The sequence below is a fragment of the Cyclobacterium xiamenense genome, from assembly GCF_042140265.1.
GTDB classification, from domain to species: domain Bacteria; phylum Bacteroidota; class Bacteroidia; order Cytophagales; family Cyclobacteriaceae; genus Cyclobacterium; species Cyclobacterium xiamenense_A.
On record NZ_CP159481.1, the window covers coordinates 351,874 to 364,634 of the forward strand.

A 12,761-nucleotide genomic window follows, 5' to 3' on the forward strand; every position below is an offset into this window, starting at 1 on the left:
AAAACAAATACCCTGCTTAACGCAGCAATGAACAGCGTTTATCCCTATCAATAAAAATCCTACCCATTAAATCAATTACACGTTCCTGTTTTGAAAAAATTTTTCTACTTTACTCACCTAATCGGATAATCACCCTTACACGCACCGTCCATGATCATCACCGCAGTCCTCATTGGTCTTCTTCTTATACAGACCATCGTCCTATACAACCGCCTCATTCGCTTGCGAAACAATGCCCGTGAAGGATGGAGTGGCATTGACGTTCAGTTGAAACGCAGGGCAGATCTGGTCCCCAATCTGGTGACCACCGTGAAAGGGTATGCCAAACACGAACAGCAGCTCCTGGAGGATGTCACAGAACTCAGAAACCAAAGCATCGCCGATCAAAGTATTCCCAACCAGGCCAAGACCGCCTCGGAGTTGGGCCGCTCACTGCAGCGGTTGTTGGTAGTCGCCGAGGCCTATCCGGAGCTGAAGGCGGATAAAAATTTCCTGAAACTCCAGGAACAACTCTCGGAAATCGAAAATACCCTGCAAAAGTCAAGAAGGTATTACAACGGTACCGTACGCGAACTCAACATCAAAATTGAGTCCTTCCCATCCAATCTTGTCGCCAAGATTTTTAGCTTTGAAAAATTCGACTTTTTTGCGCTTACAGATGCTTCCGACAGGGCCGTTCCCGAAATTAATCTGAACTGACATGCACAACTATTCGAAGGTATTCGTGTTGGTACTGCTACTGGGCCTGACCTTGGGTCCGCTAGCAGCACAGGAACAAGAGGAAATCCTTTCCTATCACAGTGAAATCAACATCCAATTGGATGGCTCGCTGTACGTTACCGAAGAGATCAAGGTAAGAAGCACGGGAAATGCAATCAAACGGGGCATTTTCCGTAGCTTTCCGGTCGTCTACCGGGACCGCTACCAAAATCAGGTACGGGTGGGCTTCGATGTGGTGGAAATAAAAAAAGACGGATCGAGCGAACCCTACGAAATAATTCGGCAGGGCGATTACCAGGTCGTTCGCATAGGAGACGAAAACACGTTTCTGAATCCCGGGGTGTACACCTATACCATTCGGTATACAACCGACCGGCAGATAGGCTTTTTTGAAGATTTTGACGAGCTGTACTGGAATGCTATCGGCGACCAATGGGATTTTCGGATCAATCAGGCTTCTGCAAGAATCGTATTACCGGAAGGAGGCAAGATCGGACAGTTTGCTGCCTACGCGGGCCCCGTAGGAAGTACGGGCTGTCCCTGTGAAATCAAACAGGAGTCCGACACCGAATTGTACGTGGCCCTCACGGAACCGCTCAATCCCCGCGAACCGTTGACCCTGGCGGTTTCCTGGCAAAAAGGTCTTATAGAACCGCCCGGCGCAATGGAAAAAACCCGAAGTTTCCTGCGTGACAATGGCGGCATTTTATGGCTGCTGCTGGGAATTATTGCGGCATCTCTTTACTATTACTATGCCTGGAATCGGGTAGGGAAAGACCCCCACAAGGGAGGTATTTATCCGATTTTTGACATACCCGAAGGGTTGGATGCAGCCGCCGTACGGTATCTGTTTAAAATGGGCTTCGACACCAAAGCGTATGTGGCGGCGATCGTCGAACTGGCAACGGGTGGTTATTTGAAAATTATCGAAGAAAAGAGAAAAAAATATGTTCTGGAACAAGTGAACGTGATGGAAACAGGCAATAAAGGTTACCAAACGATTCTTTCCAGCCTCTTTGCCGAAGAAAAACAAATCACACTGACACAGAAGGAGCATAAAAAAATAGGTGGGGCGCTCACAGGATTGAAAAACGACCTGGCCGGCCGATACGAAGGGTCCCATTTTAAGCCCAATACGGTCTGGCTGATTCCCGGCATTCTCCTCTCGGCACTGATGCTTTTTCTGGGAGTGAAGTCAGTAATCGATCAATCCCTGGAAGAAGAAAATATCTTTGTGATCATGGGGCTTGTCTTTTCGATATTCCTGCTGACCCTTCTCGCCAAGGTTTTTCTAACGGTAATGCATTACCTGGATTACGGCTACGTGAAGCTGGGAACGATTATTGGCGAAGGTTTCAGTTTAGTATTATTGCTTGCCTTTCCCGTGGCACAATTTATATTTTTTGATGCCCAACCTCTTCCTTACGGCTTTTTACTCATGGCGCTTATTCTGGGATTGATCAATGTCGTCTTTGCATTTCTGATGAAAGCGCCTACGGAGAAAGGGCGGAAAGTGATGGACCAAATCGAAGGATTTCGCATGTACCTCAATGCCGCAGAGAAACCGCTACTCGAAACGTACAATCCACCCGGAGTAACGCCGGAGGTTTTTGAAAAATTCCTACCCTTTGCCATTGCGTTGGATGTGGGCGAAGCCTGGGGCAAGGCCATGGAAAACAAGCTTGCCTCCCTATCCGAAGAAAAATCTGCTGCCACCCGGTACCGTCCCTCCTGGTACGCCGGGTCGGCCTTCGCGGCAGGGTCCCTGGCAGGCTTTTCGTCCAGCCTGGGAAAATCCTTTGGATCCGCCCTTAGCAATTCCTCCAGCCCCCCGGGATCCAAGTCAGGAAGTGGTGGTGGAGGTAGTTCCGGCGGCGGTGGCGGTGGCGGCGGAGGCGGCGGCTGGTAAAACGACAAAAGCCCCTGAACGAATACTCAGGGGCTTTTTCCGTCAAACCGCGTCCATGCCGTTCTACTATTCTTGCTGCAAGACCACTTTCATCGCCTCAATGTAGGATGGTTCGGGTACTTCCTGCCCTTGCACCAGCATGACAAAATGTTCAGCCAGTATCTCTTCCGGATGAAGGGTGTAATTCGTGTTGTTTCCAATTTTCTGTTTCAAATCGGTTGCTGCAGCAAAGTTTTTGAGCACCGGCATGTTATCTACCAGGGTGGCTTGTTTGCCATCGTCAGGCCCATCCACAAACATCAGGCGTTGCTTCAGATAGGTAAAAAACGAGCCTCCGTCCCATTCTTCTTCAGAAATGAGTACAAATACTACCTCTTCCGATTCCCCGTCTATCTGCAAGGTGATCGTGTGCTCCAAGAAAGGCGCATCCGGATTGGTGATCACAAAATCACGAATCCCTTCCGGATACACAATTCGGTTGCTTTCGGTAAAATGAATCGTCTCGAATAGATCCGTTCTTCGTTCGGGTTTGTAGCGCGTCAGAATGTGAAACAACTCGTGAATCAGAAAGCTCTCGTTGACCAGGCCACGGACCACGATGTAGTTTTCCCGGGTGTAGCTCACCGCACCACCTTCTTCGTCCATGGTGGATTTGACAAGGAGGATCTCCTCCGGAAACTCCAGCTTCAGACCCAGGGCATCAATTTTATCTTTGATTCCCAGGATGCGTTCCTCCAAAACTTCCTTTTCTTCTTCCGTCCAGGCCTGTGCCTGTTGGGAAGCATAGGTCAGGTAGTCCGCCTCTTCGTCACTCTCCTTGTTTTTTGTCCTGGAAATCAGGTCAAACTTACTCAACTCTTGTGTGTAGGAGTCCGAGGTCCCCAGTCGCTCGGCAGCTTCTTCCTGGGGGGTGAACACGATCGTCGTATTTTCATCGAAAGGTACCACAATATCGGGATCTCTGGCAATAGGGTTCGCCGGCTCTTCCGGTTCTTCCGGCTCTTGAATCGGATCCGGATCGTCCACGGTACAGGCCATTAGTACTGCCAGCAGAAATAGGGGGTAAATCAGTAGCTTTTTCATTTGAGTTGAATTAATAGATTGTATAGGGATTATTTTTCATTTTTTTTTATCCAATATCTGCTGCAATAGCCCTGCAAAAGAGGCGTCGTTTGGGGGAGACAACATCGTAATGTGTTCCCCATCCGCCTCCCATACCCGCAATTCCCTGACGTAGGGTTTCCAGCCGAAGTTTTCCTTATCCGGAAGATAGCTCGCAGCGATCCGGGCTTTGATCAGGTCAACAGGCCCTTCGTAACGCTTTATTTGGTACTCCTTGCATGCTTCTTTGTAAACGAATTCAACGCGCTTGTAGGTTTTGAGCAAAGAGGTTTCCGCCTTATCCTGCTCTGGCCGAAATAGTTTGCGAACCTTTCGGACTTTCCTTTCCCAGGAAGCCTTTTTTATTCGGCGAAAGATTGACGGATGCCGGAAAAGAAGCTCCACATCAAATATCCTTTTGCCGAAAAAATACCGCAGACTTTCCAGGATGCGCAATACGAAGGGCTTGCGATAATTGCTTTGAAAGGCATACGTGTCAAACAGCACCAACTTTTCCACCGATTTTCCCATTTTTCTCAACTGGGAGGCCATTTCGTAAGCGATAATTCCTCCTAACGAATATCCTGCCAAAAGATACGGTCCGTTTGGATTTTGCTGCAATACTTCTGAGAGGTACTGGGAAGCGATGGCTTCCACCGTCCGCAAGGGCTCCTCCACCCCGTCCAGTCCCTTGGCTTGAATGCCAAAAACGGGCTGCTCCCGATCCATTTCCCTGGCCACTGCATAAAACGGCAGAATATTCAATCCCCCGCCATGGACTATGTACAAGGGAGGCTTCGAACCGGTGTTCTTTATCGCTACCAGGCTTTTCCATTCGCTGTCCCCCAGCACACCGCTCTTAATGGCCCGAGATAGATACTGGACGGTGGGGTATTTAAAAAGCACCGAAAGTGGCAATCGAATCCCATAGACCTTTTCCAATTGAACCATCACCTTTACAGCGGTCAGGGAATGCCCGCCTATTTCGAAAAAGTTATCCGTTTTGTGTATTCGATTCAGGCCCAGGGCCTTTTTCCATATTTCTGCTACCAATTTCTCTTCCGGATTCAGCGCCTCTGAGGCCTCCGAAGAGGAGACGGTACCACTTCCGGGATCGGGCAGCGCGGAACGATTTACTTTCCCATTTTCGGATAAGGGAAAGTCTTTGACCCATAAGAATTGGGTAGGGATCATCACCTCTGTGAGGTGTTTGCCCAGTTGTTGTTTCCACTGTCTGATCTGGTTTTCTCCGGGATACTTCCATTCGCCATGTTCCATCCCATCGTTGTCGACTGGAACCAAAAACGCCTGAAGAAAGTCTTGTTCGTGCGGGCCCCTTCGCAGCAGGACGACGCCCTCCCGGACTCCTTCCAATTGACGAAGGCCGCTTTCCACCTCAGCTAATTCAATTCGATGCCCGCGAATTTTTACCTGATGATCCATCCGACCGCTGATCACCAACTCATTGGCCGCATTGATCCAGCCCAGATCTCCCGTCTTGTATACACGATACGGGAGACCGCCTTCTAGGTGTTTTTCTACAAATCGTTCGCGGTTCAGCTCCGGCTGGTTTAAATAACCCGTTCCTACCCCGTATCCTGCAATCCACACTTCACCCTTTCTACCCTTGGGAAGGGGATTTCCGTTCCCGTCCACAATGTGGACTTCCGTATTGGTCACCGGCTTGCCGACGGTAATGTTCCGCTCTGCGTCCCTCACCCGTTTGATGGTGGCATAAACCGTCGTCTCGGTAGGACCGTAGACGTTCCACAATTCGGCTCCAAGCGGTAACAATCGCTGGACCAGGCCTGATTCCAGGGGCTCACCCCCGCTGATCAGTCGCAACCCTTCAATCCTTCGGTCCCAACCGGCTTCCAACATCATTTTCCAGTGTGAGGGGGTAGCGAACATCACCGTGATGGCACGTTTTTCAATTTCCTCCAAAATGACCCTCGGTTCCCTACGCTGCTCCCGGTCCAGGATGACGATCTGGGCGCCAAATACCAGGGACACGAGGGTTTCCAGCAGGGCGATATCGAAGGAAAACGAACTCACAGCCAATATCCGATCTTCCGCGGAAATTCCGGGTTTTTCAGTTACCACCCCCACGAAGTGAAATAAATTAAGGTGCTCCAGGACCACGCCTTTCGGTTTTCCGGTCGTACCGGAGGTGTAAATAACATACGCGGGATCTTCGGGCAGGGAATCGACTTCCGGGTCCAGGTTGGGATAGTTGGATGCCTTGGTTAAAAATTCCTCCCAGAGCATCTTTTTGGCGTGCATCGTGCTGAGCTGCTTCTCCCCAGCCCGGGTAAGGAAAAATGAACGGGAATCATCCAGCATGAATCCAATGCGCTGAGCGGGTAGCTCGGGGTCTAACGGCAGGTATGCAGCACCTGCCTTAAGGATGCCCAGGATAGCGACCACGAACTCGGGAGATCTGGGTAGGACAATTCCCACCACCTTCCCCTTCGTTACTCCCTGCGCCAACAAATGCGCCGCCAAACGGTTGGCCTGTGCGTTTAGATCGTCGAATGTCAGTTCCTGAGTTCCGAAGAACACAGCCGTTCTTTTTCCGTTGCGGATTGCGGCCCTTGTTATCATCCGTTGAATCGGTACGAACTGCTGCCTTATTCCGTTGGATGTTTCCACCTTCCCGATTCCCCTGCAAGACGGATCCTGTACCATCTGAGAAAGTTTTTGAGTAGGGTTGGACATTCCCGATTCCAATATCTGAAGGTACTGAGATGCCAGGTTCTCAATCCGCTTGCCATCAAAAATTTCTCTGGAATACTCCATCCTGATCCGAATACCGGCGTTACTCTCCTGTACCAAAAACGTCAGATCAAACTTAGCCGTGGTTTGTGGGATGGTTTGTACTTCCATGGACAATCCCGGTGCGGTATTCCGAACCTCATCGGCGTACTCCATCACAAACATGACCTGAAAAAGCGGATTGACTCCGAATTGCCGGTGCTGGGCAGTGGCTGCTACTATTTTTTCAAAGGGAACTTCCTGGTGCTCGAATGCTTCCAGGACATTTTTCTTTACCTCCAGCAAGATTTCCTGAAACGAATCATTCGGGTTCAGGTAACTACGGATGGGCAGCGGGTTGACAAAGTACCCGATCAATGGTTCGGTTTCCGTCTGATTTCTTCCCCCCATGGCCGTGCCCACGCAGAGGTCCTGTTGTCCACTGTTTCGCTCCAACAGCGCCTTAAATCCGGCAAGCAAAATCATAAAAGGCGACATTCCGAGTTGCTTTGCCATGTCCTGCAGACGGTTTTTATGGGCCGGCCCCAGGGGGATATCGTGGATCGCACCTTCGTGGGATTTCCTCTGGGAAAAATCTCCCTCCTCATGAAAATTCAATGGGCGAATGCCGCGGAGCTTTTCTTTCCAATACCGCAGCTTTCCCTCCAGTGCCGCGTCGCTCAGGCGGTTTCGCTGCCAGAGGGCGTAGTCGGCGTATTGGATTTTCAGATGAGGCAATAACAGGCTTTCCCCTGTTTTTTCGGCCTTTACCAAGGCAAACAGCTCGTTAAGAAAGACAGGAATGGACCATCCGTCAAAAGAAATGTGGTGAACCACAACCAACAGCAAGCAGGCATCCGGATGCAGTGGATATTTTTTGGCACGGATCATAAAGTCTTTTCCCAAATCGAACGGCCGTTCCAAAAACTCGATCATGTCCCGATCCGGCCAGCCGGCATAGGGTGCTCCCGATATACTGAAAGCCTCCTCCAGCTCCCAGCCCAAAACCGGAAGTACCTGTTGAGAAGCTTCCTCTCCCCGTTCTTTGATTACTGTTCGCAATACCTCGTGGCGCTCCAGAATGCTTCTGATGGCTTCCTGCAATACCCCTGAACGGGTTTCCCCCGTGAGTTTTAAGAGTACCGGAATATGGTACTGGCTGGAGCCTTCCAATTTGTCGGTCAGCCAAAGGCTTTCCTGTCCAAAAGACAGTGGGATTTTATCTGGCCGTGGCCTGCGGGGAAGGATCCGGACCTGAGAGGCGTCCTTTTGTTCTTTGTTGCTAAGTAGATCGGCCATGGCCGAAACCGTCGGATGGGCAAACAACTCCCGCACACTGATCTCCAGCCCGAGCGATTCCTTGATTCGTCCGAGTAGCCGGAGAGCCAGAAGCGAATTTCCTCCCGACAAAAAGAAATTATCCCGAACACCCGACTCCTTCGACGGCAACACACTTCGCCAGATATCGAGAAGATTGCTTTCCAGCACGGATGCCGGCGGGATAAATCCTCCCTGCTCCGGGACATCAGTAGCCATTTGCTCCAGCTGCTTGCGGTCAATTTTCCCATTCGGAGTCAATGGAAATCGATGCAGTTGCGACAGGGTGGCGGGGAGCATGTAACGCGGCAACTCCCGTTCCAACGCTTCCATGACGCTCCCGGTATCCAGGGGGCGATCCGCGGTAAAAAAACCAGCCAAGACCTTTTCCTCGCGTGTTCCGCGCTTTTGCAGCACCACTGCCGCATTTGCTACGCCCGGAATGGTACGCAGACTGGACGCTATTTCATCCAGTTCGATTCGGTAGCCGTTCACCTTGACCTGATTATCCAGCCGACCCAGGAAATCAATCTTCCCATCCGCCCGCCAGACTCCACGATCTCCCGTTTTGTACACAAGCTTCCCTTCTCCCTTCGCCAGAGGATCTGGGATGAATTTTTCCGCAGTCAACCCGGGTCGTTGCCAATAGCCCCCGGCCAATCCGCTTCCTCCCAGGTATATTTCTCCAGGTACCCCGACCGGGCAAGGCATCAAATCGGCATTCAGAATGTAAACATACGTACCCGAGATGGGTCGGCCAATGGATACCGTCCGGCCAGGAAGCAGGCGCTCGCAGGTGGAATAGGTCGTATCCTCGGTAGGACCGTACAGGTTTCTGACAGCAAGCCTATCCAGGTCCAATGCACTCGCCAGCTGCTCCGGTATGGGCTCACCGGCCATGTTTAGCAAGGCCACCTGTGATAGATCCACTTTTTCTTCGAGCAACTTCTGCACCAGGCTGGGTACCGTATTGATCAACACGCCTTCATCCTTTGGCAGGTATTCTGGAATCTCTAGCCCATTTTGGAGGATTCGGACAGGCTTCCCATAGGCCAGTGGGAAAAACAGCTCAAACACTGACAAATCAAAGCAGACGGAAGTAACCGCATACATCAGCCGGTAGCTTTCCGAGGTAAATTCTTTGCCACACCAATCCAGAAATGCCGCCAGATTCGCCTGAGTCAGGCATACCCCCTTGGGTTTTCCTGTTGACCCGGAGGTATAAATCAGGTAAGCGCGCTGATCCGGGGACAAAACCGGCCTCTCCGATACGATGCGGGAGCTTGGTTTCAATCCCTCTTGCAAACGAAGAATTTTTCCTGGATGGTTTGAGTCAAGCAGGCCAATCGATGCCTCGTCCACCAGCAAGTGAGAGGCGCCGCAATCAGCGATGATATAGGCAATTCGCTCCCTGGGGTAGGCCGGGTCCACCGGCACGTATGCGGCACCGGCCCGCCATATTCCTACTATGGCCGCAACCATGTCTATTCCCCGCTCCGCCAAAAGGACCAGGTTATCGCCTTCCCGGACGCCCTCCAGTATCAACCAATCGGCCAACCGGTTGGCACGCTGATCCAGGCCGTAAAAATCTACTTGTTCCCCGGCTGCCAGCAAGGCCGTGGCAGGCCCCATCCTCGCCACTTGTTCCCCAAAACGGTCCAAAAAACTGCGGTGCTCCGGAGGGGTAGGGAGCTGTTCCCGACCGGAAAGCGCATCAATCTCCCGGGAAGAAAGCAAGCTCATTTTCCTGACCCGATAGGCACGCTCCCGAGATACATTTTGCAACAGGTACCGGAAATGGTGCAACATGCGCGCGATGGTATCCGGACGAAACTGCCCGGCATCGTACTCAATGCTCCCCTGCAGACCGGAGGCCTCACCTGCCAGGCTGAAGGTAAGGTCGTACGTAGCAGCTATTGGATCCACCTGCAGCGACCGGACCCCCACCTCAGGTAAGTACAGGTTCTTTGCAGCCGCACTTCCCTCGTGCATCACGAAAAGCGTGTTGAAAAACGGTTTCCCCTGTTGGTGTCCCGAGGAGAACCTTTCTACCAATTTTATAAAGGGAAAATGAGCATGGGCCAATGCATCCCTCACTCCCTTTTTGATGGCTTGCAAGAACTGTTCGAAGGTATCCTCCGGCCGGATCCGCGACCGTAGCGGAAGGGGGTTGATAAAGTAGCCGATCTGCTCTTCGGACCCTGGAAAATTTCGGTCAAGGACCGGGCTACCCACACAGAGATCGACCTGATGGGTATACCGGTAAAGCAAGACCTTAAACAAAGCCAGAAACGTCATGTACAAGCTGGCCTGATTTTCTTTTGCAAGTGTCCTAATCGGCTCAATTTCTTCCCGATCCAGCGAAAACCGCAGGATGCCTGCCCGACGTGGTGCGGCAGCTACTTGCGGGTAATCCTTTGGTAATTGCAGCGTTTCCCATCCCGCCAGCGCTTTTTCCCAGTACGCCCTGGCCACGGGATCCTCGGGTGCATGGTGCTGGCTTGGAGCAAGGACCGGAAGCACTGCTGAATCAGGGGCTGCGCTCAACGGGCGCCCCTCCATCAGGGAAAGGTAATTTTCTGACAATTCCCGAAGAAAAATCTTCATGGAACGATCGTCGAATGCGATGTGATGAAAAACCAGACCCAAAACGTGCCTGTCACTGCCGTAGGACACCAACCTACCGCGCACCATAAAGTCCTCCCGCAGGTCAAAGGGCTCCTGAAAAAACGTCGTGAAGCCTGCTTGAAACAGCGATTCGGAAAACTCTTGTTCCGAGCTTTGATGAAGGCTCAGTTTCCAATCCGCTTCTGATTTCAGTTGAACCCGGTCAATTCCCAGAAAGCAGGTACGGAGCGCTTTGTGTTTTTTTACTATGGCCCGAAGGGCTGCCTCCAGCATTGGCACGTGCAGCTTTCCGGTCAGGAGGTAAGCCGCCTGTAGGTGATACGCCAGGGATCCTTCCAATTGATCCACCAGCCACAGGGACTGTTGGTAAAAAGTGGTCGTTGGTGCCTGCATTTTTGGGTGCCGGGGGGAACCGCCATCCGCAGCTATTGCAGGCTCGGCGGCCTGACCTGTCCGCACGAACTCATGTAATTTGGCGATGGTAGGATGGTCAAATACATCTGAAACCCGCAGTGCGACCTTGTATTTTTGGTTCAAACGAGCCACCAGCCGCATCGCTGCCAGCGAACTCCCGCCTGCTTCAAAAAAATTTGCAAACGCGTCCGGCGCCGGTACGCCAAGTACCTCTCCTACTGCTTCTGCTACATACTGCCACTCTTCTTCTGAATTCCTGTCCGTTTTCCTCGCCTCGCTCGGTGCGCCCAACAGTGCATCCCGATCCAATTTGCCGTTTTCCGTCAGCGGAAATTGATCCCTGCATACGATTTTCCCCGGAATCATGTAGGCAGGCAGCCGCTGTCGGAGCAATTGCCTGGCTGAGGTTATATCCAGCCCTTCCTTCGGTACGATAAAAAGCAGGAGTTGCGGATTTGTCCCGCCGGGCTCAGCAATCAGGGCAAGGGCTTCTTTGACCCTCCCCGAATCGAGTAGTACCTGTTCGATTTCTGCCAAATCGATGCGGTTTCCCTGAAACTTTACCTGACGGTCATTCCTTCCTTCAAATACAAAACGTCCATCCGGGAGCATCCGGACGCGATCCCCTGTCGCGTACAGCCTTGCTCCGCTCTTTTTACTGAAAGGATCCGGGAGAAACCGAGCGGCTGTCAAGGCCGGATCCTTCCAATAGCCCTGGGCCACCTGGCTTCCGCCAATTGCGAGTTCTCCACTCGCTCCCGCAGGCAGTCGCTCAGCGGTTTCGGGATCCAACACGTAGCAGCTAACTCCCGGCAAGGGCTTTCCAATGGCAATGTGGTCCGCCTCCGGCGTGATTTCCTCCACAGTAGCCCATATCGTGGCTTCGGTGGGGCCGTATTCGTTGTACAGCCGCACCTGTCTGCCCTGCCGGAAATGGGCAAGGGCCAGGGATTTGGGTACCGTTTCTCCGCCCAGTATGACCCGCTCCAGCTGTTGTTGCTCGTCTAAAACGCCTTCTTCCAGGAGAAACCGGTAGTAGGAAGGCACGCAAAGCAGCGTATTGGTTCCCGCGAGTAGCGAAGGAAGTTCTTCGGACTCCCGAATGGATTCGGTAGCGCTCATGACCAGACTGCCTCCGGTACACAGGGGCCAGAAAATCGCCGCCAGTGAGGCGTCGAAGGTCAGCGGAGGGATCAGCAATAAGTGAGGGATACCCGGATACTGGTGGATGCGGTTTTGCGTGGCACCGTACAACTGGCGGTGGCTTACCTGCACGCCTTTGGGTGATCCGGTGCTACCGGAAGTATACAGGATGTACGCAGGCGTATCTGGATGAACCGGGACAACAGGATGAGGGTTTTCGGAGGCAGTCTCCACCGCTTCAGCAAATGGAAACACCGCGATGTTCTTGGATCGGGCATGAAAATTTCCATCGGTAATCAGGAGAGGTGCATCCAGCTCTTCCAGTAATTTCGCTATTCTGCGCTCCGGCCATTCCGGGTGAAGGGGTACAAAGGCCTTCCCCGATTTGGCAATGCCGAGAATGGTAGACAGGTACCGATACGTCCGATCCATGATAACCGGAACGAGGAATTGGTGTTCAAAACCCGATTGGTGCAGGAATTGGCAAATTCGATCGGACAATCGGTCGAGTTCTGCATAGGTATAGCTTTTCGAACCTTCCTTGACTGCCGGTTTTTCTGGATAGGCGGTCACCTGCCGTCGAAATAAATCGAGTACTGTTGGCCCCCTATCAACGGACTTGCCTGTCAATTCATTCAAAAACCGTTCCCCATTCATTGTAGTTCTTTCTGCTTGCCTTTATCGTGCCTTCGGTAGCGGTAGGCTGTGCTTTGACAGGCTTTTTTATGTTTCCCTCCAGGCGACTGATAGGGCAGCAGGTCGACCTGCCCTACGT

4 protein-coding genes are annotated in these 12,761 nt (G+C 52.0%); 2 read left to right on the forward strand and 2 right to left on the reverse strand.

The annotated features are described in order from the left end of the window. Positions 1-150: 150 nt before the first annotated feature. Positions 151-699, forward strand: coding sequence for a LemA family protein (locus ABWH99_RS01535; protein ID WP_375584556.1), 549 nt, complete (start codon positions 151-153; stop codon positions 697-699). 1 nt (position 700) lies between these two features. Next, complete coding sequence (locus ABWH99_RS01540; protein WP_375584557.1) at positions 701-2,629, forward strand: DUF2207 domain-containing protein; 1,929 nt, start codon at positions 701-703, stop codon at positions 2,627-2,629. Between the two features lie 66 nt (positions 2,630-2,695). On the opposite strand, the gene ABWH99_RS01545 is transcribed toward ABWH99_RS01540, so the two are convergent. Next, a complete protein-coding gene (locus tag ABWH99_RS01545; protein WP_375584558.1) occupies positions 2,696-3,712 on the reverse strand; it encodes a hypothetical protein in 1,017 nt (338 codons plus the stop codon). A gap of 36 nt (positions 3,713-3,748) precedes the next feature. Continuing rightward, complete coding sequence (locus ABWH99_RS01550) at positions 3,749-12,643, reverse strand: amino acid adenylation domain-containing protein (RefSeq protein ID WP_375584559.1); 8,895 nt, start codon at positions 12,641-12,643, stop codon at positions 3,749-3,751. Positions 12,644-12,761: the final 118 nt, after the last annotated feature.